At 43.5% G+C, this 23,856-nt stretch carries 43 protein-coding genes and 2 pseudogenes; 36 read left to right on the forward strand and 9 right to left on the reverse strand.

Annotation, left to right across the window (positions count from 1 at the left end):
• The first annotated feature begins 37 nt into the window (after positions 1-37).
• The 33 genes from KUH03_RS23865 to KUH03_RS24020 all read left to right on the forward strand — a co-directional run bounded on the left by KUH03_RS23865 (position 38) and on the right by KUH03_RS24020 (position 17,059).
• Positions 38-739 (forward strand): hypothetical protein, encoded by a 702-nt coding sequence (locus KUH03_RS23865; protein WP_257087139.1) that lies wholly within the window; start codon positions 38-40, stop codon positions 737-739.
• Between the two features lie 134 nt (positions 740-873).
• The gene (locus KUH03_RS23870) at positions 874-1,317 is read left to right on the forward strand and encodes a hypothetical protein (protein ID WP_257087140.1); all 444 of its coding nucleotides are present in this window, start codon (positions 874-876) and stop codon (positions 1,315-1,317) included.
• Entirely contained in the window at positions 1,271-1,666 is a 396-nt protein-coding gene (locus tag KUH03_RS23875) for a hypothetical protein (protein WP_373564477.1), read from the forward strand. The genes KUH03_RS23870 and KUH03_RS23875 overlap by 47 nt, the downstream gene beginning before the upstream one ends.
• A gap of 136 nt (positions 1,667-1,802) precedes the next feature.
• Complete coding sequence (locus KUH03_RS23880; protein ID WP_257087142.1) at positions 1,803-2,519, forward strand: RagB/SusD family nutrient uptake outer membrane protein; 717 nt, start codon at positions 1,803-1,805, stop codon at positions 2,517-2,519.
• Between the two features lie 8 nt (positions 2,520-2,527).
• On the forward strand, positions 2,528-3,007 hold the full coding sequence (locus tag KUH03_RS23885; protein ID WP_257087143.1) for a hypothetical protein: 480 nt from the start codon (positions 2,528-2,530) through the stop codon (positions 3,005-3,007).
• Positions 2,935-3,387, forward strand: a complete 453-nt coding sequence (locus KUH03_RS23890) for a RagB/SusD family nutrient uptake outer membrane protein (RefSeq protein WP_257087144.1) — start codon at positions 2,935-2,937, stop codon at positions 3,385-3,387. The genes KUH03_RS23885 and KUH03_RS23890 overlap by 73 nt, the downstream gene beginning before the upstream one ends.
• Positions 3,388-3,561: 174 nt before the next feature.
• Positions 3,562-4,338 (forward strand): phytanoyl-CoA dioxygenase family protein, encoded by a 777-nt coding sequence (locus KUH03_RS23895; protein WP_257087145.1) that lies wholly within the window; start codon positions 3,562-3,564, stop codon positions 4,336-4,338.
• Entirely contained in the window at positions 4,323-4,913 is a 591-nt protein-coding gene (locus KUH03_RS23900) for a sugar phosphate isomerase/epimerase (RefSeq protein WP_257087146.1), read from the forward strand. Before KUH03_RS23895 ends, KUH03_RS23900 begins: the two co-directional genes overlap by 16 nt.
• Positions 4,886-5,203, forward strand: a complete 318-nt coding sequence (locus KUH03_RS23905) for a hypothetical protein (protein ID WP_257087147.1) — start codon at positions 4,886-4,888, stop codon at positions 5,201-5,203. The genes KUH03_RS23900 and KUH03_RS23905 overlap by 28 nt, the downstream gene beginning before the upstream one ends.
• A gap of 47 nt (positions 5,204-5,250) precedes the next feature.
• The gene (locus KUH03_RS23910) at positions 5,251-5,514 is read left to right on the forward strand and encodes a hypothetical protein (RefSeq protein ID WP_257087148.1); all 264 of its coding nucleotides are present in this window, start codon (positions 5,251-5,253) and stop codon (positions 5,512-5,514) included.
• Positions 5,515-5,540: 26 nt separating this feature from the next.
• Positions 5,541-5,906 (forward strand): hypothetical protein, encoded by a 366-nt coding sequence (locus KUH03_RS23915; RefSeq protein WP_257087149.1) that lies wholly within the window; start codon positions 5,541-5,543, stop codon positions 5,904-5,906.
• Positions 5,888-6,508 (forward strand): glycosyl hydrolase, encoded by a 621-nt coding sequence (locus KUH03_RS23920; protein WP_257087150.1) that lies wholly within the window; start codon positions 5,888-5,890, stop codon positions 6,506-6,508. Before KUH03_RS23915 ends, KUH03_RS23920 begins: the two co-directional genes overlap by 19 nt.
• Positions 6,466-6,999 (forward strand): glycosyl hydrolase, encoded by a 534-nt coding sequence (locus KUH03_RS23925; RefSeq protein ID WP_257087151.1) that lies wholly within the window; start codon positions 6,466-6,468, stop codon positions 6,997-6,999. The genes KUH03_RS23920 and KUH03_RS23925 overlap by 43 nt, the downstream gene beginning before the upstream one ends.
• Positions 7,000-7,037: 38 nt before the next feature.
• Positions 7,038-7,202, forward strand: coding sequence for a hypothetical protein (locus KUH03_RS23930; protein ID WP_257087152.1), 165 nt, complete (start codon positions 7,038-7,040; stop codon positions 7,200-7,202).
• A gap of 62 nt (positions 7,203-7,264) precedes the next feature.
• Positions 7,265-7,408 (forward strand): hypothetical protein, encoded by a 144-nt coding sequence (locus KUH03_RS23935; RefSeq protein WP_257087153.1) that lies wholly within the window; start codon positions 7,265-7,267, stop codon positions 7,406-7,408.
• A gap of 223 nt (positions 7,409-7,631) precedes the next feature.
• Positions 7,632-7,802: a hypothetical protein gene (locus KUH03_RS23940; RefSeq protein WP_257087154.1), complete on the forward strand. Its 171-nt coding sequence runs from the start codon at positions 7,632-7,634 to the stop codon at positions 7,800-7,802.
• On the forward strand, positions 7,799-8,071 hold the full coding sequence (locus KUH03_RS23945; RefSeq protein ID WP_257087155.1) for a hypothetical protein: 273 nt from the start codon (positions 7,799-7,801) through the stop codon (positions 8,069-8,071). The genes KUH03_RS23940 and KUH03_RS23945 overlap by 4 nt, the downstream gene beginning before the upstream one ends.
• 142 nt (positions 8,072-8,213) lie before the next feature.
• On the forward strand, positions 8,214-8,852 hold the full coding sequence (locus tag KUH03_RS23950) for a glycoside hydrolase family 28 protein (protein ID WP_257087156.1): 639 nt from the start codon (positions 8,214-8,216) through the stop codon (positions 8,850-8,852).
• Between the two features lie 11 nt (positions 8,853-8,863).
• Positions 8,864-9,493 carry a hypothetical protein gene (locus KUH03_RS23955; protein ID WP_257087157.1) on the forward strand — a complete coding sequence of 210 codons (630 nt, stop codon included), beginning with the start codon at positions 8,864-8,866 and terminating at the stop codon, positions 9,491-9,493.
• 323 nt (positions 9,494-9,816) lie between these two features.
• Complete coding sequence (locus KUH03_RS23960) at positions 9,817-10,065, forward strand: hypothetical protein (RefSeq protein WP_257087158.1); 249 nt, start codon at positions 9,817-9,819, stop codon at positions 10,063-10,065.
• Positions 10,066-10,105: 40 nt separating this feature from the next.
• A complete protein-coding gene (locus tag KUH03_RS23965) occupies positions 10,106-10,288 on the forward strand; it encodes a hypothetical protein (protein WP_257087159.1) in 183 nt (60 codons plus the stop codon).
• 48 nt (positions 10,289-10,336) lie between these two features.
• Positions 10,337-11,155, forward strand: coding sequence for a glycoside hydrolase family 28 protein (locus KUH03_RS23970; RefSeq protein WP_257087160.1), 819 nt, complete (start codon positions 10,337-10,339; stop codon positions 11,153-11,155).
• A complete protein-coding gene (locus KUH03_RS23975; RefSeq protein ID WP_257087161.1) occupies positions 11,152-11,502 on the forward strand; it encodes a hypothetical protein in 351 nt (116 codons plus the stop codon). The genes KUH03_RS23970 and KUH03_RS23975 overlap by 4 nt, the downstream gene beginning before the upstream one ends.
• Positions 11,503-11,527: 25 nt before the next feature.
• Positions 11,528-11,767, forward strand: a complete 240-nt coding sequence (locus KUH03_RS23980; RefSeq protein ID WP_257087162.1) for a hypothetical protein — start codon at positions 11,528-11,530, stop codon at positions 11,765-11,767.
• Positions 11,768-12,100: 333 nt separating this feature from the next.
• Positions 12,101-12,547, forward strand: a complete 447-nt coding sequence (locus KUH03_RS23985) for a CocE/NonD family hydrolase (RefSeq protein WP_257087163.1) — start codon at positions 12,101-12,103, stop codon at positions 12,545-12,547.
• Between the two features lie 25 nt (positions 12,548-12,572).
• Positions 12,573-12,926 (forward strand): CocE/NonD family hydrolase, encoded by a 354-nt coding sequence (locus KUH03_RS23990; protein WP_257087164.1) that lies wholly within the window; start codon positions 12,573-12,575, stop codon positions 12,924-12,926.
• A gap of 13 nt (positions 12,927-12,939) precedes the next feature.
• The gene (locus KUH03_RS23995) at positions 12,940-13,527 is read left to right on the forward strand and encodes a CocE/NonD family hydrolase (RefSeq protein ID WP_257087165.1); all 588 of its coding nucleotides are present in this window, start codon (positions 12,940-12,942) and stop codon (positions 13,525-13,527) included.
• Between the two features lie 298 nt (positions 13,528-13,825).
• Positions 13,826-14,140: a hypothetical protein gene (locus KUH03_RS24000; RefSeq protein ID WP_257087166.1), complete on the forward strand. Its 315-nt coding sequence runs from the start codon at positions 13,826-13,828 to the stop codon at positions 14,138-14,140.
• A 174-nt stretch (positions 14,141-14,314) separates the two neighbouring features.
• A complete protein-coding gene (locus KUH03_RS49055) occupies positions 14,315-14,674 on the forward strand; it encodes a M28 family peptidase (RefSeq protein ID WP_373564478.1) in 360 nt (119 codons plus the stop codon).
• Positions 14,599-14,868, forward strand: coding sequence for a hypothetical protein (locus KUH03_RS49060; protein ID WP_373564940.1), 270 nt, complete (start codon positions 14,599-14,601; stop codon positions 14,866-14,868). Before KUH03_RS49055 ends, KUH03_RS49060 begins: the two co-directional genes overlap by 76 nt.
• A gap of 76 nt (positions 14,869-14,944) precedes the next feature.
• Entirely contained in the window at positions 14,945-15,886 is a 942-nt protein-coding gene (locus KUH03_RS24010; protein ID WP_257087167.1) for a hypothetical protein, read from the forward strand.
• A 64-nt stretch (positions 15,887-15,950) separates the two neighbouring features.
• The gene (locus KUH03_RS24015; RefSeq protein WP_257087168.1) at positions 15,951-16,691 is read left to right on the forward strand and encodes a right-handed parallel beta-helix repeat-containing protein; all 741 of its coding nucleotides are present in this window, start codon (positions 15,951-15,953) and stop codon (positions 16,689-16,691) included.
• 8 nt (positions 16,692-16,699) lie between these two features.
• Positions 16,700-17,059, forward strand: a complete 360-nt coding sequence (locus KUH03_RS24020) for a hypothetical protein (protein WP_257087169.1) — start codon at positions 16,700-16,702, stop codon at positions 17,057-17,059.
• A gap of 275 nt (positions 17,060-17,334) precedes the next feature.
• Here KUH03_RS24020 and KUH03_RS49065 read toward each other — a convergent pair.
• The 9 genes and pseudogenes from KUH03_RS49065 to rbsK form a co-directional block, all read right to left on the reverse strand.
• Positions 17,335-18,175 (reverse strand): annotated as a pseudogene (locus tag KUH03_RS49065) (acetylxylan esterase).
• A 652-nt stretch (positions 18,176-18,827) separates the two neighbouring features.
• Positions 18,828-19,076 carry a hypothetical protein gene (locus KUH03_RS24035; protein WP_257087172.1) on the reverse strand — a complete coding sequence of 83 codons (249 nt, stop codon included), beginning with the start codon at positions 19,074-19,076 and terminating at the stop codon, positions 18,828-18,830.
• A gap of 95 nt (positions 19,077-19,171) precedes the next feature.
• Positions 19,172-19,330 carry a hypothetical protein gene (locus tag KUH03_RS24040; protein WP_257087173.1) on the reverse strand — a complete coding sequence of 53 codons (159 nt, stop codon included), beginning with the start codon at positions 19,328-19,330 and terminating at the stop codon, positions 19,172-19,174.
• 4 nt (positions 19,331-19,334) lie between these two features.
• A complete protein-coding gene (locus tag KUH03_RS24045; RefSeq protein WP_257087174.1) occupies positions 19,335-19,646 on the reverse strand; it encodes a hypothetical protein in 312 nt (103 codons plus the stop codon).
• Positions 19,647-19,687: 41 nt separating this feature from the next.
• Entirely contained in the window at positions 19,688-20,374 is a 687-nt protein-coding gene (locus KUH03_RS24050) for a glycoside hydrolase family 127 protein (RefSeq protein WP_257087175.1), read from the reverse strand.
• Positions 20,329-20,727: a glycoside hydrolase family 127 protein gene (locus KUH03_RS24055; RefSeq protein ID WP_257087176.1), complete on the reverse strand. Its 399-nt coding sequence runs from the start codon at positions 20,725-20,727 to the stop codon at positions 20,329-20,331. The genes KUH03_RS24050 and KUH03_RS24055 overlap by 46 nt, the downstream gene beginning before the upstream one ends.
• Complete coding sequence (locus tag KUH03_RS24060; protein ID WP_257087177.1) at positions 20,715-20,894, reverse strand: hypothetical protein; 180 nt, start codon at positions 20,892-20,894, stop codon at positions 20,715-20,717. The genes KUH03_RS24055 and KUH03_RS24060 overlap by 13 nt, the downstream gene beginning before the upstream one ends.
• Positions 20,895-20,915: 21 nt before the next feature.
• Positions 20,916-21,506, reverse strand: coding sequence for a glycoside hydrolase family 127 protein (locus KUH03_RS24065; protein ID WP_257087178.1), 591 nt, complete (start codon positions 21,504-21,506; stop codon positions 20,916-20,918).
• Between the two features lie 72 nt (positions 21,507-21,578).
• A pseudogene (gene rbsK, locus KUH03_RS49070) lies at positions 21,579-22,495 on the reverse strand (ribokinase).
• Between the two features lie 277 nt (positions 22,496-22,772).
• Here rbsK and KUH03_RS46555 point away from each other — a divergent pair.
• From KUH03_RS46555 to KUH03_RS46565, 3 genes are all read left to right on the forward strand, one after another.
• Positions 22,773-23,072 carry a GntR family transcriptional regulator gene (locus KUH03_RS46555; RefSeq protein ID WP_306429128.1) on the forward strand — a complete coding sequence of 100 codons (300 nt, stop codon included), beginning with the start codon at positions 22,773-22,775 and terminating at the stop codon, positions 23,070-23,072.
• A 66-nt stretch (positions 23,073-23,138) separates the two neighbouring features.
• Positions 23,139-23,381, forward strand: coding sequence for a hypothetical protein (locus KUH03_RS46560; RefSeq protein WP_306429129.1), 243 nt, complete (start codon positions 23,139-23,141; stop codon positions 23,379-23,381).
• A 17-nt stretch (positions 23,382-23,398) separates the two neighbouring features.
• Positions 23,399-23,806, forward strand: coding sequence for a hypothetical protein (locus tag KUH03_RS46565; protein WP_306429130.1), 408 nt, complete (start codon positions 23,399-23,401; stop codon positions 23,804-23,806).
• Positions 23,807-23,856: the final 50 nt, after the last annotated feature.

The following is a 23,856-nucleotide window of genomic DNA, read 5'->3' on the forward strand; positions in this document are numbered from 1 at the left end:
TCTTCAACAATTGCTTAACTATTCAAAAACAATTGGCTTGCATAATTTTGAGGGACTGTTGGGACATGAGTATGATTCGTTCAAAAACGAGCAACTCAATTATCGCTCATCTTATTCCTTGATCGATGAATTTCCATCGTATATCAATTTTGTAGGACGTTATGATGGTGGTACCTTCCCTAATCCCGGAGGCGGCGAGGACAAACGGACGATGGAAAGTTATTTTTCTAGAATCAACTATAACTACAATGATAGGTACTTTTTCCAGGGTTCCGTACGTCGGGATGGATCGTCGAAGTTCAAACTGAAAGACAAACGTTGGGGCACTTTCTGGTCCGTTGGTGGAGGTTGGCGTATCGATAGCGAGTCATTTATGCAAAATGCCAAAAACTGGATTGATCTCCTGAAAATACGGGGCAGTTATGGGGTGATCGGAAACCAAAATGGTATCTCCAATTATTCGGGGTATCAGACCTGGAGTTATTCAGCCACCTACACCCAGACCACAAATGGAACTGGCATACCTGCTAATATTACACTAAATCAAAATGCCTATGTTAATGATCAATTGACTTGGGAAAATATCCATACGATGGATGCGGGTATTGATTTTAGTTTCCTTGGACGGGTACGTGGATCGCTTGATTATTATAACCGTGTTACGGTGAATGCCATCTGGAACCAGCCAATAGCCATTTCAAAGGACAGTCTTCGATCGCAACGAATTCAGCAAAAATAGGTAACAAGGGATTTGAAATTGATCTCTCTGTTGATATCATTAAGAAGCCGGATTTCAATTGGACAGTATCCACCAACGGAACACATTATACAACAAAATTAAAAGCAGTACCCAATGGTGTAGGGTCAGATGCGTTGGGTGGGAATTGGACTGCAGGTACAGATGCCTGGGCAGCTGCGGGAACCAGTGCTGTGACCAATATTACTTACTTACGTGGGGTAAATAAAGATTTCTTTAACCTCTATATGTTAAAATACGGTGGCGTAGATCAGGCTACAGGCTTACCGCTATTTTACCATCAGGTCACCAAAGCCGATGTCGATGCGGGTACTTATCCTGGATATAAGGAGGGCGAGAGTCTGACAACTACAGACTATTCAAAAGCAAGCCGATATGAAATGGGAAGTGCGCTTCCTAAATGGATTGGCGGATTTAGCACTTCTTTACGCTATAAGAACTTTGACCTATATCTTGCTTTGGCTTATCAGCTGGGAGGAAAGTTTTTCAGCACAGAATATGGAAACAACCTGTATGTCAGCGAGGATCCCGGTAAAGCGCTCTTCCGAACTTATTGGTAACACATGGACACCAAATAATACAGGTGCAAAATTCCCGATGGTGATGTATGGTAATACTTATGGTAATGGTGCTACCACAGGGAGCTGGTTGTACAGTGATCTCGGCCTGTTTAGTGCTTCGTACCTTAATTTTAAGAATATCACTATTGGGTACACTTTGCCGGAAAATGTACTGGCAAAAATGAAGATCAAGAAACTCAGAATATTCGCTTCAGGGGATAATCTTTTTATGAAAACGGCCCATTCGGGAATCGATCCACGTCAATCACTGGTGGGTGGATTTGAAGTGGCGGCCTATTCTTATCCTACTATGCGGACATTCTCGGGTGGTGTCAGTCTGGAGTTTTAATGTTAAAATGAATTCGACTATGAAACCATCATGATTTATTCAAACCGAGCAAAGCGAGTACATGAATGCCGCTTAAAACATACACTCGATGAATAAATCTGATAGCTTCATCATAACTGAATAAAAAATTATACAGATGAAAAAGATATTTTTATGTGCATTGGCAGTGACATTATTGTTTTCTTGTAGCAAGGATCTGGATATTGCTCCGCCAAATAGTATTACGGATGAACAGATTCGGAAGCTGCTCGAAAGTGGTGACGAAAAGAAGATCCAGGCGGTGCTTGGTGGTATGGCCAACAATATGCCTAAATTGATCAATTTTGGGGCACTGTCCTCCGAATCACGTTATGGCAGCAACCAGGGATTTGATGTGATGCGTAATCTGGAAGGGAATGATATTGTTCTTGGAAATAGATTATTAAATATTTTCGGTTCGGATGAATACAATCTGCTGGATTTTATTTCTGATGCTTCCGACAAAAACACACCTTACTGGAACTATGCTTGGAATATGGTTAATACAGCCAATAAAATGCTGAATTATCTTAATCCAACAACGGTTGGCACCAATAAAAAACTGCAGGAATACAAAGGCCGCGGGTTGATCTTACGTGCCTATGCGTACAACTATCTGATGGAAAACTATCAGAATGCCTACCTACAGGGGGGAAGAGCAAATTGGGCATGCCACTCTATGATACTTATTCTCCAGTTCAGGAAAGCAAGGCCCGATCCACAGCGGACGAAACGTATGCTTTCATTAAAAATGACATCAACGAGGCTATTCGACTATTTAAAGAAGCAGGAATTGGTTTTACAGCAGATCCCTCTGACTTTGATCTTGGTGTAGCCAATTTTATGTTGGCTAAGGTGTCGTTATGGACAGGCGATTGGAATACTACCATCAGTGCCAGCAATGAAATTCTGAGCAAGTACCCAACCTTGATGAGCCAAGCCATGTACGGTGCGACCAATAAGGGAACACAGGCCACTCCTGAAATGAGGCCGGAGCAAAATGGTTTTCTCAACATCAGCATCAATCCCGAAGTACTTTTTGGTTTTGCTCTGGGCGAGGCAGTAACAGTGCATAATTGGTGGATGAACTGTTTTGCTGAAGGCAATGGTGGGATTGGTCAAGGGTTCCAACGTATAGACAACCGTTTATATGCCCAAATAGATAATCGTGACTACCGTGTAAATTGTTTTATGGCTTCAGATTGGGGGATTATACTTATCCAACAAATGGCGATAAAAGGACAATACCTTTGTATACGAATCTCAAATTTGCTGCTACCCACGGTCTGGGCAGTGATGACAAAAAGAATGTCGGCCGTGTGAGTTGTTACTATATGCGCAGTTCGGAAATCCTGCTGATGAAAGCGGAGGCCCAAGCGCAGAATAAGGATGATCAGGGTGCGAAACAAACACTCAATACTTTGTTGGCTGCACGCACAAAATCTGGGACAACGCCATTGACCTGCGATAACTATACTTCCATGCAAGGTCTTTCGGCCTTGGAGATGGTACAGTTTCAAACAAGGTTAGAACTCTGGGGCGAAGGAGGACGCGAATTTTATAACAACAAACGCTGGAATATCGCTATCAACCGTGCCGCATCACCTACGCACGTGGATAAATCTAGCTATCCTGTTAATAAAATGACCTTACAGATTCCATTGGATGAAATGTTGTACAACAATAAAATGGTGCAAAACTAACCAAATCAAAATGGGACAATGATGCTTACATAATCAGACACTTGCATGATCTTATCATTTGGGGCATGCAAGCTGTGCTGATTATTTGCAGGATAGTTCAGGATACAATTTCGTTCGATCTTGCGTAATTTGAAGTAGCTGAATATAACTCCATAAAACCTAAAATTTAATGATATGAAGAACCAATTGACCGAAGAACAGATTGCATTTTACCAAGAGAATGGTTACATCGTTATAGCAGATTTTCTGGACGCGGAAGAGTTAGCAACATGGCAAAGAATTGTTTTCGATGCGGTGGAGCAGCGTGCCGGAAAGAAGATGCCCGGAAAGGAGGCAAAAGTAGGGGAAGATGATGGTATTAATAAAGATGCCGACTATTTCGGAAAAGTATTTGACCAGTTATTGAATCTCTGGCAGACGAGCGATCAGGTAAAGGAACTGATGGTGGATAAGCGTATCGGTGAGATGGCGGCGAAACTTGCTGGCGTTGATGGTATCCGCATCTGGCACGATCAAGCGCTCTTTAAGCGCCCCTTTGCGAATCCTACAGCTTGGCACCTCGATACACCTTTTTGGTCCTTTTTCGACCGTAAAGCGCTCTCGATATGGATTGCTCTGGACGATTCTACCCTAGAAAATGGATGTATGTATTTCGTTCCCCAGTCGTATAAACATACGGGATTTGAAAATCTGGGTATCGGAAAAAATATGGGGACAATTTTTGAACATTACCCGCAAATGGCAAAGGTAAATCCTGTGGCAACACCGCTTAAAGCGGGCAGTTGTACCTTTCACAATGGATTGACAATCCATGGTGCTGGCCCTAATATGACCAATGGATTTAGACGGGCTATGACCTGTGCATATATGCCTGATGGGAATGTCTACAATGGACAGGCAAACATCCTACCGGATGATTATCGGGGACATTACAGGTGGGTGACTTATTGAACAATGATGAACAAAATCCCAATCTACCATACAGCATGGTAAAACTGGATTTCTTTTATCCAAGATGGGGAAGTGAACATATTCCTTGGGCAGATTTCCTCGAACGTGTTCGGGCAGCGGGTTATTCTGGGGTGGAGTGGTTTCCTTTCGGAGAAAACATAGACCCAATATCGGTGCTGCAGTTGCTAAGTAAGTATAAATTAAAATATAGCATCGTCACTTGTGTGCTGCAAGGCTTTGACACAACGGCGGCTTATTTTAAACTATTGGAGGAACAACTTGCCTATTATGGGAAGTTGGCGAAAGCATATGCTGCACCTGAATTTATTTCGGTACAGATGGGACGAGAATACTTTTCTCCTGTCGATGTCCTACAAGGTTTGCGCCTATGTGAAAGAATCGAAAAGCAGTATGGAATCGAAATCTTTCAGGAAACCCACCGTAATAAGTGGAGTTATGGCTTGCATACCGTGATACCAATGTTGGAAAGCTATCCGGATCTGAAGCTTACCTTGGATATTTCCATTGGTTTTGTGTTTCGGAAAGTTTGCTGGAAGATCGGCAGGAGGAACTAGCCCGCATCTTGCCGCAGGTGAGACATATACATGCACGGGTCGGTTATACACAGGGACCGCAGGTCCCCGATGTCAGAAAGAAGATGTACCGCGATATTGTTGCTGTCCACCTGACCCTTTGGCAACAATGGATAAACCTGAATAAAAGCAAATCCTGCTTGACCATAACGACCGAATTCGGTCCGCCGCCTTATCTTATTTCGTCTGGAAACCGCGAAAGGGACAATGAACGGCAATGGCAGCAAAACCTTTGGATGAAGAGATACTTATCGAGGCATCTCATCACCTAAATTCTATATTATGAAGCGAAGACTATTTTTACAGCAGAGCAGTCTACTTGGAGCCTCCTTTTTTTCTTGCCAAGAATTTAAAGGCCTTCGGTAGCAATAGCCATGCGGATACAGACCCTTATTTTAATTTGTTTCAGGCTCCCTCAACGGGTAATAGGCCTTTTGTACGCTGGTGGTGGAATGGAAATAAGGTCAACAAGAATGAACTGCGTCGTGAACTGATGTTACTCAAAGAGGCGGGGATAGGTGGGGTGGAGATCAATCCGATTTCTTTTCCCAAGCGAACAGATGATCTAGGATTCCCTCGCTGAAATGGCTGAGTCCAGAATGGATTGATATGGTGCAGTATGCAGCTACGGAGAGCAAGAAAATCGGACTGACTGCCGACCTTATTGTCGGATCCGGTTGGCCTTTTGGTTCCGAAGACCTGAAAGAAGAAGAGACCGCCCAAGTTGTACTGGTTCATTGTGAATCCATTGAAGGGCCCACACGTTATGCGGTCAGACCCTACCATATTTTCAATATGATCGATCCCGCGGTCACGGATAAGAATCCGTTGCGAAACCCAGAGATCCTGTCGGTCAAACTGGTCAAAGATCCCATGGAATCGATGACCGAAGTGATCGATTATACGGACAGGATCAGTGCGGATAAAATTGAGATTGATGTTCCCCAGGTAATTACGTGCTGTATGTACTGGTGAAATTTAAAGCATTTGCGTCAGTTATCAATGGCGCACCAGGAGCAGCTGGATCCATCCTAAATCATATGGATAAGCAGACTGTAACCCGTTATTTGGATCGGATGTCTACCCGTATGCAGGAGCAGATCGGCCCACTAAAAGATTATGTGCGGGCGCTGTTTACTGACAGTATGGAGCTGGAGGGATGTAATTGGTGTGATGATTTTGCTGTCGAATTTGAGCGCCGGCGAGGATATGATCTGATGCCTTATTTACCCTTTATCTTATTCAAAGTAGGAAGGTTGGGTGCTGTTGTGGATGAAAACTATGGTGCCAAGAAAAGCAAAGAGCTCAGCGAGCTCTTGAGCCGTGTACGTTTTGATTATGAATTTACCAAAGCATGCTTATTAAAAGAACGTTTTACCGATACCTATGTCAATTGGTGTCGTTCACTTGGGGTTAAGTCAAGGGCGCAAGCCTATGGGCGGGGATTTTTTCCACTGGAGAGCAGCCTGGAGTATGATATTCCAGAAGGAGAATCATGGACGACAAACTACTTGCGGCACAAGCTGGGGAGGAGATGTCTGACGAGGATTACCGTCGGGGGCGTGGCTATACCATGATCGATAAGTATGTTTCTTCGGCAGCACATCTCAAAGGAAAGCGGCTTGTCAGCTGTGAGGAAATGACCAATACCTACCTTGTTTTTAATACACAACTGGAGCTACTCAAGTTGGGCTCCGATCAGAGTGCTTTGTCGGGTATTACACATTCCGTCTGGCATGGATTCAATTATTCGCCACTGGAAGCGCCTTTTCCAGGCTGGATTCAATATGGCTCCTTTTACAACGAACGCAACAACTGGTGGCCGTATTTTAAATATTTAAATGATTATAAAGCCCGTCTTTCTTCGCAGCTTCAGCAGGGAGATTATTATGCCGACATGGCGATTCTACCAGCAAACTATGACCTGTGGACGGAAAACGGTGTACAGACCGATCCTTTCCCTGAGAAACTGAATGTTCCTTATACCTCATTGCTTTGGGAAGCCATCAGTAAAAATGGGGGAATGCGGACTATATCACCGAAATCATTTTACAGGACTGCACAGTAGAAAAAGGAAAACTTTGTTATGGTAAAAGACGATACAGCGTGCTGTTTCTACCGGGGATCAAACGTATGTCACCCGCTGCGATGTCGCGGTTGGTGGAATTTGTAATAGCTGGAGGACGTGTTATCGCGATAGAAACGCTCCCGCAGCAGAGTTTAGGCCTACAAGATTACATAAAAAGGATGAAGAAGTACGCCAACTATTAAAACGATTACAATCTTATCCCGATCGTTTTACAGCGGTCAAAAAGCCGCAGGACAATAATTTTATGGACTGGTACCGTCTCCTCATGCGGAAGTATCAGCTTCCGCATTATTTAAGGATGGATCAGCCAGACCGTTATGTCATGCAGATGCGTTATATGCGCATGATGGAAGTGAATGTTATTTTATCCAAAATGCGCATCGACTGAACAGTACCACTATAAATATTTCGTTTACGGCACCTGAAATTCGAAAGCAGAATTGTTGGTTATGGGATTTAGATAGTGGTAAACGCTTTCGCGTAGAACTAGACAAGGAGAATAGTTTGTTGTTAGATCTCGGCCCAACAGATGCCTATCTTTTTGTATTTGATCAGCACCGTGGGGCGATACTTGGCAACCGCTGTCCACTACGGGAAACAATACCCTGGATTTGACTACCCAGTGGAATGTTGAGCTGCTGCATAAACAGGAGGGCGGTTCAAAACAAATTCTCCTATCTCGTCTAGTTGATTTTAAAGACGATGAGCGTTTGATGTGGTTTTCGGGAACGGCCATTTATCGGCGTTCGTTTTCCTGGTCAGCGGGGACAATGTTCTGTTGAATTTAGGTCGTGTAGCGGGTGTCTCTGAAGTTTTTGTCAATGGAAAATCACTTGGGGTAAAATGGTATGGAAGACGGATCTATAATCTCATAGGGAGCCTCAAGCAGGGCGATAATCAAATCGAAATCCGCATTACCACAACCATGGGGAATTATATGAAAACACTCAAGGACAATGAAAATGCCCAGTATTGGGTCAACCGCAAGGGGAGAGAACAAGAAATGCAATCGATGGGCTTGATCGGTCCAGTTACTTTATATACAAGCTAACTTATGAAGATATTACCTATTTTTTTGATTATCATCCAGGCGCTGACGTTTCGATTGGCGGTTGCCCAGGATTATAAAGCCATGGATTTTGGTATCAATGGCGACGGCCAGGCGCTTAATACACGTTCTATTCAGGCTGCCATTGACTACATTACGGACAAAGGCGGGGAACATTGCGCTTTACCCCGGCAATTATGTTACCGGATCGTTTTATTTAAAATCCAATGTGACTTTGCATCTCGAGCAGGGCGCAAACCTACTGGGGTCAAACAATCCCTTCGATTATCATAAAGATACAGTGGTCAACTGGCAATCGATGATCTATGCCATCCGGCAACACAATATTGGCATCGTAGGGAAGGGGACGATCAATGGTCGTGGATTTCAAACGGCTATGAATGCGCTTCAGAACGTGCATAAAGGAATTGTACAGGATGAACTGAAACTCGATCGCCTGCGCGAGTGGAACCGCCCGGAAAATATTTACTTCCGCGAGTGTAAGCATGTTGTGATAAAGGATATTACGCTACGGGATCCAGGAAGCTGGAACCAGACTTATGATCAATGTGAAGATCTTCATGTCGAAGGCATTTACGTAGATAGTAAATCGTATTGGAACAATGATGGTATCGATGTGGTGGACTGTAAGAATGTGGTGATCCGGAACTGCTTTTTGATGCGGCAGATGACGCCATCTGTTTTAAATCTCATGATGCGAATGCCGTCTGTGAAAATGTACTTGTCGAAAACTGCACCGCCCGCTCAAGTGCCAGTGCTTTAAAATTTGGGACAGTGTCCCGTGGGGGCTTTCGAAATTTTGTTGTCAAAAATCTGGTGGTGTACGATACCTATCGATCCGCCATTACCTTTGCTGCGGTGGATGGCGGTTTTGTTGAAAACATTCTGGTGGATGGCGTACGCAGCATCAATACTGGAAATGTTATTTTCCTGCGTATCGGTGACCGCTGGAGCAAAGGCAAGAAGCCTTTTATGAAGAATATCACCATCCGGAATGTATATGCTGAGGTTCCAGCAAATAAACCTGACCTGGGCTATAGCTATGAAGGTCCTGTCGAAGATATGCCACGGAACATTTCGCCGGCAAGCATTATAGGGCTGCCTGATCATAAGATTGAAAACGTTACCCTTGAAAATATTGAAATGGTCTATCCCGGAGGTGGAAATGCCCTTTACGCTTATCGTGGTACGGATGCGAAATCCTTGGATGGGATCCCAGAGATGGCAAATGCCTATCCTGAGTTTTCGCAATTCAAGGAACTGCCGGCCTGGGGACTATATATACGCCATGCAAAACAGATCAATCTGAAAAACGTTTCCTTTCGCATAAAGAGTACGGATTATCGTCCCACCATTGTCGCCGATGACCTGGAGGGGGAGTCTGGGATTTTAAATCCTATCTAAATGGACAAGTATTGAAGGATAGTTTCCATTTACATCAGTCAAAAGAAATCAAAACCAATTAGATCGCGCATCATGAAAAAGTATCTATTTTTAATTTTTTTATGGGCGAGCTGTTTTAGGTTATTCGCCCAGGATTACAATGCATCTCTTTTTGGATGTAAGTCCGATGGAATAACCAATAACACGGGCTCCATTCAATATGCCATAGACTATATCGCCAAAAAGGCGGCGGAACATTACATTTTTATGTAGGGCGTTACCTAACTGGCTCTTTTAGCTTAAAATCCAACGTTTCCATTGAATTACATGAAGGGGCTGTATTGTTGGGGAGCAGCAATGTTTTCGACTACAGTAGCCTGAATGGAAAAAGAGCGCTGATCACTGCTGTTGGCCAATCCAATATTCAGATCAAAGGAAAAGGCGTTATTGACGGGCAGCAACAATTGCTGCAAACCCACTTAACAGCATTACGTCAAAAAGGATACATCTCATTATCAGATCAACCTGAAGATATCAGTCTGATTTATTTGCAGGACTCCAAACAGATTCAGGTAAAGGTATCATGGAACTGAATCTGCCGGGGCAGCGCAGTTTGTCGATCGATGTGAAGATGTGACATTCCAGGGTCTGGATATTAATTGTCCGGGTGGTATTGGCGTATACGTTAGAAATTCCAATAAAGTAATCCTGTCCAATATCTTTTTTAGGGCCATCGAGAGCGCGTTGGTCGAAAGCGAAGGAAACCAGGGGCTGACGAAAGAAAACAGTCGCCTGGCTAATGGAAAATCTATCTAAAATGGGAAAGAATATGAAAATCAATATCATCATGGTCATGATCTTCCTATGTGGGGGATGGTGACCTTAAATGCCAAAGAATATAATGCCTCTCTGTTTGGCATCAAATCGAATGGAACAACACTCAATACAACGTCCATTCAACGGGCGATCGATTTTATTCACGAGCAAGGTGGTGGAACCTTACGGTTTTATGTGGGACGCTATCTTACAGGTACACTTGTGATGAAAGAAAATGTACATATCCAATTGGAAGAAGGAGCTATTTTGGTGGGCTCAACCAATATTTACGATTATAATATTGATGTGCCCAATTGTGCATTGATCTATGCCAATGGGGCGAATAATGTGACGATAAAAGGCAAGGGTGTCATCGATGGGCAAGGTCGGGAGGTCGCCTATAATCTGTTGGCACAGATTCAGAGTGGTGTGCTGAAAGATCCGCTGGATTATGATCGTCCACGGAATAGAAGACCAAAAGCAATTTATATGCGGTCTTGTGAAAATGTGCGTATTCATGGTATTACGATCCGAAATTCAGCTGATTGGGTGCAGGTTTATGATCAATGTGTCAATACGGTTGTTGACAGCATTACAGTTGATAGCAAGGCCTTTTGGAATAATGACGGTATCGATATTGTAGACTGCCGAAATTTTAAGTTGTTGAATTCATTTATCGATGCATCGGATGATGCCATCTGCCTAAAATCCCACGATGCTGCCAAGATCTGTGAAGACGTAGAAATCCGAAACTGTACGGCACGTTCTAGTGCTAATGGAATCAAATTTGGAACTGTATCTGCTGGGGCTATAAGAATATCAAGATCATTAATAATAAGGTATATGACACCTTTCGTTCGGCATTGACAATTGCCACACCCGATGGAGGACTTGTGGAAGATATTGTTGTCGACAGCTTATCTGCATTTAATACCGGAAATCCCTTTTATCTGCGTATTGGCGCTCGTTGGAATAAGGGAAGAATAGGGTCTATCAATAATATTCTGATTCAGAATGTAAAGGTGGAAGTCGCAAAAGATAAACCGGATAGCGGTTACTCTTATGAGGGGCCTATTGAGGATAATCCGAGAAATACCTCCCCATCAAGTATTGTCGGGCTAAAAGATGCACCCATTCGCAATGTGATATTCCGTAATATAGAAATCACTTATCCTGGGGATCAAATCCAAATTATGCCTATCGGGGACAAGTAAAGCTGAACTGGACAGCATTCCGGAGATGGAGGCAGCTTATCCGGAGTTTTCGCAATTTAAAGAACTTCCAGCATGGGGATTCTATGTGCGGCATGCGGAAAATATACATTTTGACCGGGTCGTGTTAAGATTAAAAGACAAGGAGTATCGACCGATGCTGGTCTTTGATGATGTAAATGGTTACTCACTGTCACAGGTGAAGCAGTTGGGGGCAAAAGGTAAAAAGGAGCTCGTTGCGGTGGATTCCAAAAAAATAAAACCCTGAGCTGATTCTATAATCCGCTAAAAAGAAATAATATGCGATGCTATTGGGTACTGATTTTTTTATTGTCAATGACAAGAGTCTCCGCGCAGAATACAGCGCAAGATTCCGTATATGTCTATGCACATTATACCAAAAGGAGGTCTACATCCCAATGCGGGATGGGGTCAAGCTCTATACGGCCATTTATATGCCAAAGGATACCTCGATAAGCTATCCGATTTTGATGACACGTACGCCGTATAGCATCGCGCCCTATGGTGAGCAGTCCTTTCGTATCCCAATTGGTCCCAGTATGGAGTTTGCAAAGAAAAATTCATCTTTGTATACCAAGATGTGCGGGGTAAGTATAAATCTGAAGGTGATTTTGTTGCCAATAGGCCCTATACCGTCAAAGGTAGTCCAGCACAGACCAATGAATCCACGGATACGTACGATAGCATTGACTGGCTCGTCAGACAGTTGAAGTCCAATGGGAAAGTGGGTATTTGGGGCATTTCTTCCCCAGGAATGTATGCTTCCATGTCATTGATTGATTCCCATCCCGCGTTGGCGGCCGTCTCTCCGCAAGCGCCCGTGACCGATTGGTTTCTTGGAGATGATCGGCATCACAATGGTGCTTTTATGTTGATGGGGAGTTTTTCCTTCCTTTCCTCTTTCGGAAAGAAACGAGATTCCATCGGAATCAGAGGACCAGCAGGTTTTTCGGGTTATGGAACAGACAATGCCTATTCGTTTTTTCTCAAAGCTGGAGCGCTCAAAAATCTGAATACGCGTTTTTGAAGGGGAGAGCATACTGTGGAACGACATGATGATCAATGCCGATTACAACGACTATTGGCAAGACCGGGCTTATTTGTCCCATATCCGTGAAGTAAAACCACAGGTACTTGTGGTCGGAGGTTGGTTTGATCAAGAGGATTTATACGGTCCGCTGAAAACATATGCGGCTTTGCGGAAGATAGCACCTGATCGTGTCAAACTGGTGATGGGCCCCTGGTATCACGGCTCCTGGACCAAGGGTACGGGTCGAAATTTGGATAGCCTGGACTTTGGCCAGAATACGGCTGTTTATTATCGTAAGGAAGTCGAACTACCCTTTTTGTCAACCACCTTAAAGCAAAAGGAAGAGATACGCTGGCTGCAGCTACCATATTTGTGACCGGTGAGAATAAATGGTCCACACACGAGACTTGGCCTACTGTCAGTACCAAGGTACAACCGTTATTTTTACAACGGAGATGAAATTGAGTTTTCAGCAAGCTGCCAAGGCACCCTCGTCATATGTATCCTATTATTCGGATCCCAATAAGCCCGTTCCCTACACAAGGGAGAAAACGGTTTTAAGAGGGTATAAGTATATGTATGAAGATCAATATTTTGCTGGGCAGCGACCGGATGTACTGGTTTTCGAAACCGATGTTTTGACTGAGGACCTTAAATTAATGGGTAATATACAGGCAAATTTGTTTGTCAGTAGTAGCGGTACGGATGCTGATTTCGTCGTTAAATTGATTGATGTGTACCCCCATGCAAAAGGCGATAAGCTCTCCGATTGTCAATGTCTGATTCGCGCCGAGGTGATGCGGGCCAAGTATAGAAAAAGTTTTTCCCATCCGGAGCCGATGAAACCCAACCGGATTCACGAAATTCGCTTTGATATGCAGGATGCAGCACATGTGTTCAAAAAGGGCACAAGATTATGGTGCAGGTGCAGAGCTCCTGGTTTCCGTTGGTGGATCGAAATCCACAGCAGTTTATGAATATTTATGAGGCGTCGGATGCCGACTTCAAAAAGCAGGAACAACGGATTTATTGTCAGGGTAAATATGCATCCTTTATTTTATTACCGATTGTTAATTCTCATGAAAACTAAGATTTTTATTTGTTTATTCTTTTGCTCAGTGGCATCTTCCCGCTGTGTGCGCAGGTTGATTATGCGCGGTCCGTGGTAAAGGTTTTAGCCTCCAAGGCTTATGCTGGAAGGGGCTATGTATTTGACGGTGACCGAAAGGCAGCAGCTTTTATTGCTGCTGAATATCAAAAAATGGACTTTTACCTTTGGGTACTAACTATTATCAACCTTTTTCCATGCCCGCAAATGTTTTTCCCAAAGACGTAAAAATAGTGGTGGATGGCCGAAAACTCAAGCTGGGCGAGCAGGCACTGATTGAGGCCGCAAGTCCTTCCGTCAACGGTAAATTTATGCTGACCGAAATTACGGTTCCTACAGATCCTGTCGCTTTGGATCAGTTGATTCATAACCCGCTATTCAAGGATAAATTTCTGGTCGTAGATGAGCGTGCCGCCTTAGCAACGATGAAGGCCGATCAGTTTCGAATGACCTTGCTGCGCCTTGCTTCCGGGGTACTATAAAGGAATTTTGGTGCAGACCGATCAAAAATTGCTTTGGCGCGGAGCGATAAACCAACTTAATCGACCAATTGTCTATGTGAAAAATAATAGTGTTATTCCACTGGAGGAAAGGTTATACAGCTCAAGGTACATGCGGTTTTTCAGGAAAATTACCTGACCAATAATGTCTGTGGGATGATAAAGGGCACGAGCGAATCTGATTCTCTGATTGTGATCACAGCACATTATGATCATGTTGGTGCCATCGGTAAACGAGTGGTATTTACAGGTGCAAATGATAATGCCAGTGGTACGGCCCTACTTTTATATCTGACGACCCACTATCGGCAGTATCCACCAAAATATAATACCGTATTCTTGGCTTTTTCAGGCGAAGAAAGCGGTTTGCTCGGTTCCACTTTTTTGCGGATAATCCGCTCATCGATCTGCGGAAAATTAAGTTTTTACTCAATTTTGATATGGCCGGAACAGGGGACGATGGAATTCAGGTCGTCAATGGTACGATCTTTAAAGACCAATTTGAACAATTGGTAGCCATTAATAAGGAGAAAAAATATCTACCTGAAGTCAAAGTACGTGGCCCGATGAACCGAAGTGACCACTATCTTTTTATGCGAAGGAGTTCCGTCATTTTTATCTATACGCTAGGGGCATCGCTGCCTATCACGATATTTATGATCGCTATGAAACATTACCTTTTACACGATTTAATGAGTATGTGCGGTTGATGATTGACTTTATCAAAACCATATAGTCGCTTATGGATCGCAATGATCCTTTTGCCCGGTAACTAAATGACCTGTTATGACACAACATCATAATTATTTGAGATTCATCCGTATCGCATTTGTCTATTGTTTGCTGAGTTTGATTACCGTGGCTGCCTATGCACAACTGGAAGTGTTTGTTTCCATGAACGGTGATGATAAATCCACAGGCAGTATGGATCGTCCGGTAGCAAGCCTGGAGCGTGCAATCGAGTTGCTTCGGGAGCGGAGAACTACGGATCATGAGGGGATGGCAATTATACAGGTACGGGAAGGAACGTACGCTTTTGTACATGGAATTTCACTGGACAGCAAGGATAATAACACCCTGATTCAGGCCTATGGTAAAGAATCCGTCACTTTTAAAGGTTCAGTGGATTTGGCTCCTACAGCTTTGAATAAGCTACGGGAAAGTGACGGTATCAGTTATTACGAGATAAATCTGCTACAACATGGAGTAAGGGATCTTGGTAAATTGCGTAACGTTGGTTTCTCCCGTGCAAGTGGCAATGCCGCAGGCGAGTTGTTTGTCAATGGCACAGCCTTCCATCTTGCGCGTTGGCCCAATCAAGGGATGGTTGCCATGGGTAAGGTTATCGATGCGGGTTCTATTCCACGAAATAAAGATCTGAGTCATCGGGGCGGAGTTTTTCGGTATAAGGACTCGCGCATTGATCGGTGGGCACAAGAGGATGATCCTTGGGTTGCTGGTTATTTCAAATGGGGATATGCTGATGATATGGTTCGTGTGAAGAGTATTGACCGGGAGAAACGGACCATTACAACGCTTGAACCGACCTTATATGGCTTTGATTACAAGAAAAAATATAGACAATGGTATGGTGTCAACCTATTGGTTGAACTGGATACTGTGGGTGAGTTTTATGTAGATAGAAAGCTAGGGACACTCTCATTCGCGCAGGATAAGCCAATTACAAAATTGAGCTATTCGGTGTTGGAAGAACCTTTTTTAGTCTGATCGGAACTGAATTTGTAAAAATCAAAGGTATTCAATTTGAAGAATCCAGGGAATGGGGGTTTATATGCGCGATACGAAACAGGTGCTCATCGAAGACTGTACATTCCGTAATTTAGGCAGTTTGGGTATTGCCGTCGGATTTGGAATCAAGCCCTTTGAGCAGATGCAACATGAAGGTTCAGGTGAACCACAAGATAACAGTATCGGAGACCTTCATCAACATATCTATAGTCATCCCACATTTGATCATCAGGGTGGAGAGTCCAATGTGATCCGTCGGTGTCATTTTTATCGCTTGGGCGCCGGTGGTGTTTCCTTATCAGGAGGAAATCGTTTGGAACTCAGCAAAGGTAACAATCGCATTGAACATTGTGTTTTCTCGGATTTGAATCGCTTGGAAAAATCCTACCGCCCAGCAATTGCACTCTATGGGGTAGGGAATGTGGTCAAAAATTGTGAGATCGCCGATCTGCCAAGTATGGCCATTCTTATCCACGGTAATGAACATACCATTGAATACAATTACATCCATCGTGTGGCACAGGAAGTTGACGATCAGGGCGCGATTTATATTGGACGGGATCCTTCGGAGCGAAATAATCTTATCCAGTATAATTTGCTGGTAAACATCCCGAAAAAACTAAGAACTTCAGGGATATACCACGACGATGCTTCCAGTGGAACAACAGTCGTTGGGAATATTTTTGTGAATGCGGGCGAGCGATCCGCATTTATCGGGGCGGATCAGATAACAGGTATGTCAATAACTTATTTGTTGCTGCGGGAAGGTGGGCCGTTCGTGTAGACAATCGTTTGGAAAACTGGTTGAAGAAGCTCAATGTATATGGATCGGGCAATCTGTTTTATGATCGCCTGGTCGGTGTACGTTATCTAATGGATCCCTATCGCAGTGCCTATCCAGAACTGGCATTACAATTCGATCGTGGCGGGAGACCAAGTGGAAATGTTTTTCAGGATAACCGCTTTTATAATTGCAAACGAACTTTAAAAGGAAAAAGAAAATGGTTGGCCTGGGATCAAAGTAATGCGGCGAAATATCTGCCTAGTCTCGTGCAAGATTACCAGAGGATGAATTTAAAAGATTTAAAGAAAACCTTACAAAGCCAAGCGACACAGCAGCATATTCCCATTGAGCATATTGGGCCACAATAGCGATAGCGTGCTAACTGTTTGTGAAATAAACGAATTCCTTATCAGGACAGTTGGGATTGCACTTGGCCGTCAAGAGCAATAGATCTTGCCGGAGAAGCTTAAAAATTGCGCAAGATGAGTATATTTCTAGCGGTAAAAACGGATGTGTTAAAGGACAAATGGGATTGAAACCAATGTATTGATACTTAGAAAAAGATAGAAAAGAACTATCGATATCTGCTGGGGGTACTTTAGGAAAAACGGAATCTAATGATACTAGATTCCGTTTTTTGTTATTATTTCATTTTTTCGGTTTGCTTTCTTATCCAGTCGAACCATTCATTTTTTTGATCGGGATGCGTCCAATGTCCGGTTTCCTTATAGATACGTAATGCTTTTGGTGCACTGATCCCATTGTAGCTGGCATACATGGAAGTTGGCGGACATACGACATCATTGAATCCCCAGGAATAGAAGCCCGGTACACGAATACGTTTAGCGAAGTTGACCACATCATAATAGGAGAGTGTATTTTCAAGACCATTGATCTTCTTCAAAACGCTGTAGTTGTTGGGGGCAAAATAATGGGGCCATCCACCCGCACGATGATGCAGATAACCTGTGACATCTGATAGTGCAGGATAAAGTGCAGCTACCGCTGTAACACGTTTATCCAATGCGGTGGTTACGATGCTTAGGGCACCGCCTTGGCTTCCCCATGACGATCAGGTTTTTTCCATCCCATTCTGGCAGGGAGGATAGATAGTCATTGGCCCGTATACAACCTAAATAAACCCGTTTATAGTAAAATTGATCTTTATCCTGGAGGTTATTGTTATAATATGCACGCAGGGCCCCGGCAGCGAGATCTTTGTAAACGACGGAATCCAAATCCACCGGAATGCCATGTATTCCGATGCTCAACACAATCATCCCTTTGGAGGCCAGTTCAATCTCCGGACCATAGGGACGGACCCCAGCTCCAGGTACACGTAAGACGGCGGGATATTTGCCCGGATCGGAAGGGACACTAAGTATTCCATAGATTTTACTGTTTCCGATGTTGTTGAAAGATACTCGGAAGACATCAACTTCCACTGTGCTTTTGTCTGGCAATAAGGTCTTCGTTGCCAGCATGGGAACAGATTTGAGTTCGAAATAGCCTTATCCCAAAAAGAATCAAAGTCATTAGGTGTATGCTGTGTTGCCACAATCTTTTCGGGTGAGAAACCGATGGTGCAGAGTTTTTTTGTCTGCTTTCCATTTTGGGTTACGACGACTGTACAGCGTAAAAATCCCGGCTTTTTTAAGGTAAAAGCGTCACTTTTAAAATGTCCTGAAAAATCTCGAATCTGTTCTTTGACAAAGGGATTTACCATTTCGGGCCCAATCTCATAGGAAACACTATCACCTTTGAAGGGTTGCCCGTTAGCTTGGATACTGATATCAAAAATGACTTGATCTCCTGGTTTCGCAAGCCAGTCAGCATAGGCAGTCTTAATTTCAATAGCTAGTTTTTCGGACTGGCCTCTGCTACTGAAGACACAAAGCAAGAATAGTATTGAGAGGAAAAATTTGTTGATCTGTTGCATGATAAGCGATTCTAAAGAGATTATTTACCCGCTTCAATAAGAAGCAGAAGTCCGATAATAAATAAGATAAACATGAGCGTCAGCAATATAACGACCTGCCTGGAGGCACCTTTAAATTCCGCCAGATAAATACACCCCAGAGTGCAGCGACCAATGTCGCACCCTGCCCCAGTCCATAGGAAATGGCTGGTCCGGCTTTACCGGCCGCAATAAGGTTGAGCGAGTTGCCAATCCCCAGATGATACCCCTAGGAGACCGACAGTATGTACGCTAAAATTTCCGTTGAAATATTCTTTATAGCTCAAAGGTGGGCCATTTAATGGTTTTTTCATCAGCAAAGTGTTAAAAATAAAATTGCTCAATAAAATACCCGCCGAAAAGATAAATACGGCGGTATATGGGGTCATCTTTCCGCTTGCAGGTGCCTCAAAATTATCAAGGTCCATGGCAGAAGCAATAAAGCGATAAAAAAGCGACATCAGAAGCCCAGCCAGGAGGCTTAATAATAGCCCTTTGGAAGAGCGGTTGTTCTGTGTTTTTGTTACTTTTTGTATGCAATGGCATTGATGATAATGGCAATAGCGATACAGATGACCCCTATGAATAGGAGAGTAGGGTTTCCTTTGGTTGCAGCAATATAGTTGATCAGTACACCTAAAATCAATGCAGTCCCGATACCGACGGGGAATGCCACAGCCATCCCGCTAGCGCGATGGCCGAAGAAAGAAGGATATTGGCGGCATTAAAAATAATTCCCCCAATAGGGCATTGAAAATATGCTGGGATTCCGCCTGTTTCAAATCCGCGACAAAAGGCCTGCCGAGCTCGCCATGGCTACCCAATGTAAAGGCAAAGATCAGCGAAAGCAGAAAAATACCTAGTATGTAATCCCAATAGAAAAGTTCGTAGCGCCAGTTTTTGTTCGCTAATTTTTGAGTGTTTGCCCAGGAACCCCAGCAAAGCATTGTGATGATGCAGAAAAATATGGCCTGTGCATAGCTGCTTACAATAAACATAGGGTGATATTTGATCCGTTAATTTATTAAGTTATCGCTTATTATCGTCCTGTTGTTGGTATCCATACCTTAGAAAAACCACCGGTTTGACTTGCGTCCGCATAGGGTACCAGGAGAATAGATTGTTTCTTATTGTCACCCGTACTGATGTCGGTTGAATAAGCCAAAGTACCCACCCAATTTTTAGGCAATTTATCCTGTGCTTCGGTGAGCTTGATCGCCGCCTTTTCGGGGTAAACCAATTTGGCGGTTTCGAAATCTACTTGTGGGTTTAACGACTGATCTAGGGCAAAGATCTGTGGTCCTCTTTTTAAGGTAAAGCTTCCGGGATAGGTCTTTCCACCGTTGACGATTTCTGTTCGAATATCAAAAGATATGCTGATTTTATCGTTGTCCTTCCACTGACGCACTATTTTTAGGAGTTGGTTGGGTTCAGATTTGTAGGTTTTTCCATTTACTGTTGCGGTATAGTTTGTCGCCCATTCCGGAACCCGTAATTGTAGTGGGAACTGTGCTGATTGTGGGAGGTTTACCTGCAAAGTTGCGGTGCCTTTTCTCGGAAACTCAGTCGTCAGGGTCAACTCCAACGGAATTGTTTGTTGTGATGAAGTTTTAATCTTTTCCTTGATCTGTGCCGGCTCGTAGAGCAATATGGTTGGAATATGGTTTAATTGACCAAAATTCAGGTAAGGAATAAGTGCGATCCCCGAGGGACACTGCTCAGACAACAGGTGATATTACAGCGGTAAGGTTTTTCGCCAATCAGTGGCGTATAATAGCTCACACAACCTGTTTGCGGGTTTTCGGCACCCAGTAGATGGTTGTAAATTGTCTTCTCGATTTCATTGTAATATTTTAAATCGCCTGTAATGGAGAATAGTTGTGTATTGAACTGTAACCAGGTTGTGGTGACGCAGCCTTCACCCATGTGTGCTGAAGTATCTGCCAGTAAATAATGATCATCCTGAAAACGTTCGTGGTCGCTTGACGTACCGGTTACAAACAAACGGTTGGCACTGATATCATCGAAAGTGTAATTGATTACATTCAAAAGATCTTTATCGCCGGTTAAACGATACATTTTACCAATCCCACGATATTGGAAAGCATCTCGTAGGCTTTGGCATTGGCGACTTTGTCCACGCGTTTATGTTTTAAAATGGAGGTGACGATGGCTGGGCCACCTTCGAAGTCGTAAGCACGGATGATATAGCGGCAAAAATCAAGGTATTTTTGTCTCCGGTCCATCGGTATAAATCCAACATGGGATCAATGACAGAGGTGGCTGCCATACCCACGTGTGATCCAGATTTGAGGATATTTTTTTTGCCGGGGTATCGCCGAAGGTGTTGTAGAGCAAATCTCCGATTTGTGTTGCGGCTTTAGTGCTTTTGGATCACCTACAGCACCATAGTAAGCAAGCAACCCGAAGAGGTCGTATTTGTGCACCCAAACATCCCATGACGTCCAGCGGTTTTCGGGTAGGTAGGTGCCGAGATAGCCATCTTCACCTTGTGTTTCAAGCAAGCGATGAAACATCCGGTCCATCTGTTGTTTCAGCCGGCTATCTTTGGTGACAAGCCAGGTATTGGCCGCTGCTTCGAGGTATTTGCCAATATGTTCACCGATCCAGCGTTGCTTTCCTGGTCGGCTGTGAAAACCTTCCAATAAGCCCTCTTCATCGACTTGGAGGAGCCTCTTTTCCAGGTTGAGCTGGTAACGATTACCTAGGTAACCGCTCAGTATATCCGTTTGAGGAATCGCGAGATCATATTGAGAAGGCACAACGTAATCTACTTTCGGTATCGCCGCTGTTGTGATCAGCTGTGCTATACTCAGTTGGATGGTCGTCAGAAGCAAGACGGTTGTTGATAAAAAAATACGAATAGACATGTTGATTTAAATAGGATGAATAATTGATTATAAAAGGTTTTAATTGGATGCTGTACTGTATTCCCGCCAGTACGGAATAGAGGTCTGTGCTCCTAGGCGTGTAACGGAGATTGCAGCAGCATTTGAAGCCAGTCTAACGGCATCTAGGACAGGCATATTCCTAGCGATGGCACTGGCCAAAACGCCACAGAAGGTATCGCCGGCGGCTGTACTGTCAACTGCATTGACTTTTTCGGCGGGGACTTGGAAATAGTTGTTTTCTTCCTTGATAAGTGATCCTTTTGCGCCCATAGTAATGATAATAGTGCCTGGACATTTCTGACTGATCGCATCGGCAGCCAGACGAGCTGTCGCCCAATTTTCAACCATGACTTCGGTGTAATATTGGGCTTCCGACGTGTTTAATATCAGTATATCAATTCGGTTTAAAATACTGTCTGGAAGTGGCTGTGCAGGAGCGGTATTTAAGATAATTTTGGTATCGTGCTGCGTTGCAATCGTACTGGCTTCTTCTATTGTAGCTATGGGGATTTCCAGCTGTATGAGTAGTACTGCAGCTTCGCAGATGACGTTCTGAACCGCCTGCACTTCTTGTGGTAGCAGCGCCGCATTTGATCCGGGGCAACGAGAATACAGTTTTCGCCTTGGGCATCTACAGATATAAGTGCGATACCGGAGGGATTTGTCGGATCCTGAAAGATTGTGTCAACCTGAATGCCTTCCTGTCGGTAATGGGTAATGGCTTGTTGACCAAAGATGTCGTTCCCAACTTTGGCAATAAAAGAGACCTGTGCACCAGCTCTGGCTGCGGCAACAGCCTGATTGGCTCCTTTTCCACCAGGGGCCATGAAAAACTGCCCACCTAGCACTGTTTCCCCTGGTACAGGAAGATGAGAGGCTTTGATAACCATATCTGTATTGGAACTGCCTAGCACGACAATATTTGTTCTGCTCATAAAATATCAGGTTTACGCGTTATTACTTGATTACTAGTCAAAAGTACAGAATTCATGTCTTGGTTAATTATTGTTACCATTTTTTTCGTTCAGGTAAGGGCAGGATAGTTGAGGGAAGATATTTCCTATTTTTTTGATGTATATAAGGTATCTTAGTGTATTCTTCTGACTGAGGAGACGAGAGGCTCCTTTGTGTGTAATTTCAACCGGAGGATATACCAATTGAAACCTAAAAGTTTCTTATCGTGCTTATAATGTAGATATCCAAGCCATGAATATGACCAATGCAATAGCTCAGTTTTTAAAAACACTGGAAATTAGTGATTTTTCGGCCACACCCAAATACTTACAATTAGCGAATACGATTGTCGATGCTGTTAAAAATGAAATCTTGTCGAAAGATGATATGTTGCCATCGATCAATGAACTAAGTACCTATTTGGATATATCACGGGACACAGTCGAAAAAGCCTATCGCTATCTTAAACATCAGGAGATCATTGCCTCCAATCCTGGAAAGGGATATTACATCAATAAAATTGATGTGCAGTCTAAACTCAAAATTGCCCTTTTTTAAATAAGCTCAGCACACAAAAAGATTGTTTATGACTCCTTTGCACGCGAGCTGGGGGATTATGCCAATTTGGATCTCTTTGTCTACAACTCCGACCTGTCCTATTTGAATACCCTGTTGGGAAGTCTGACCAAAACATATGATCATTATGTACTATTCCCACATTTTAAAGAAGGACGGGATAAAGCGCCAGATGTTATCCGTAAGATCCCCACGGAGAAATTGATGTTGTTGGGTAAGTTTATTGAAGATGTTCCGGGGAGTTTCCTGCGGTCTATGAAAATTATGAACAGGATATCTATAATGCGTTAGAGGAAGCAAATGAATCCTTGAGTAAATACCAAATGCTTAAGCTTGTCTTCCCAGATCATAGTGATTTTCCAAAAGCCATTATCAAGGGCTTTTATAAGTTTTGTCAGCAATACGCCTTTGAGCATGAATTGGTTGCCGATCTGCATCGGGAGAAGGTGATCAAAGAGACCTGCTACATTAATATCATTGAAGACGATCTTGTCAAGTTATTGAACAAGATTATCCAAAAGAAATTGGTCATAGGTACTGATGTCGGCGTGATCTCTTATAATGAAACGCCATTAAAGAAGTTTATCCTTAACGGTATTACCACAATATCGACCGATTTTGAGATGATGGGGCGATTGGCTGCGGAATTGATCAAAAATAAATCAAAGGACCGTGTGGAAGTTCCATTTTATTTGAAACTTCGACCATCGATCTAGTGAATAAAAGTAAAAGCCTGATTTCTGATGAAATCAGGCTTTTACTTTTA

The sequence above is a fragment of the Sphingobacterium sp. E70 genome, from assembly GCF_019285695.1.
GTDB lineage: Bacteria > Bacteroidota > Bacteroidia > Sphingobacteriales > Sphingobacteriaceae > Sphingobacterium > Sphingobacterium detergens.

Coding starts and splice junctions, on each gene's coding strand:
- KUH03_RS23875 (WP_373564477.1), top strand. CDS start 1,271: ATGTCAGCGAGGATCCCGGTAAAGCGCTCTTCCGAACTTATTGGTAAC.
- KUH03_RS23880 (WP_257087142.1), top strand. CDS start 1,803: ATGAAAAAGATATTTTTATGTGCATTGGCAGTGACATTATTGTTTTCT.
- KUH03_RS23885 (WP_257087143.1), top strand. CDS start 2,528: ATGTTGGCTAAGGTGTCGTTATGGACAGGCGATTGGAATACTACCATC.
- KUH03_RS23895 (WP_257087145.1), top strand. CDS start 3,562: ATGAAGAACCAATTGACCGAAGAACAGATTGCATTTTACCAAGAGAAT.
- KUH03_RS23915 (WP_257087149.1), top strand. CDS start 5,541: ATGGTGCAGTATGCAGCTACGGAGAGCAAGAAAATCGGACTGACTGCC.
- KUH03_RS23925 (WP_257087151.1), top strand. CDS start 6,466: ATGTCTGACGAGGATTACCGTCGGGGGCGTGGCTATACCATGATCGAT.
- KUH03_RS23935 (WP_257087153.1), top strand. CDS start 7,265: ATGGACTGGTACCGTCTCCTCATGCGGAAGTATCAGCTTCCGCATTAT.
- KUH03_RS23970 (WP_257087160.1), top strand. CDS start 10,337: ATGTGGGGGATGGTGACCTTAAATGCCAAAGAATATAATGCCTCTCTG.
- KUH03_RS23980 (WP_257087162.1), top strand. CDS start 11,528: ATGGAGGCAGCTTATCCGGAGTTTTCGCAATTTAAAGAACTTCCAGCA.
- KUH03_RS23990 (WP_257087164.1), top strand. CDS start 12,573: ATGATGATCAATGCCGATTACAACGACTATTGGCAAGACCGGGCTTAT.
- KUH03_RS23995 (WP_257087165.1), top strand. CDS start 12,940: ATGGTCCACACACGAGACTTGGCCTACTGTCAGTACCAAGGTACAACC.
- KUH03_RS49055 (WP_373564478.1), top strand. CDS start 14,315: ATGATAAAGGGCACGAGCGAATCTGATTCTCTGATTGTGATCACAGCA.
- KUH03_RS49060 (WP_373564940.1), top strand. CDS start 14,599: ATGGCCGGAACAGGGGACGATGGAATTCAGGTCGTCAATGGTACGATC.
- KUH03_RS24010 (WP_257087167.1), top strand. CDS start 14,945: ATGACACAACATCATAATTATTTGAGATTCATCCGTATCGCATTTGTC.
- KUH03_RS24015 (WP_257087168.1), top strand. CDS start 15,951: ATGCGCGATACGAAACAGGTGCTCATCGAAGACTGTACATTCCGTAAT.
- KUH03_RS24035 (WP_257087172.1), bottom strand. CDS start 19,076: ATGGACCTTGATAATTTTGAGGCACCTGCAAGCGGAAAGATGACCCCA.
- KUH03_RS24040 (WP_257087173.1), bottom strand. CDS start 19,330: ATGGCTGTGGCATTCCCCGTCGGTATCGGGACTGCATTGATTTTAGGT.
- KUH03_RS24045 (WP_257087174.1), bottom strand. CDS start 19,646: ATGTTTATTGTAAGCAGCTATGCACAGGCCATATTTTTCTGCATCATC.
- KUH03_RS24055 (WP_257087176.1), bottom strand. CDS start 20,727: ATGTATCGTTTAACCGGCGATAAAGATCTTTTGAATGTAATCAATTAC.
- KUH03_RS24060 (WP_257087177.1), bottom strand. CDS start 20,894: ATGGACCGGAGACAAAAATACCTTGATTTTTGCCGCTATATCATCCGT.
- KUH03_RS46555 (WP_306429128.1), top strand. CDS start 22,773: ATGACCAATGCAATAGCTCAGTTTTTAAAAACACTGGAAATTAGTGAT.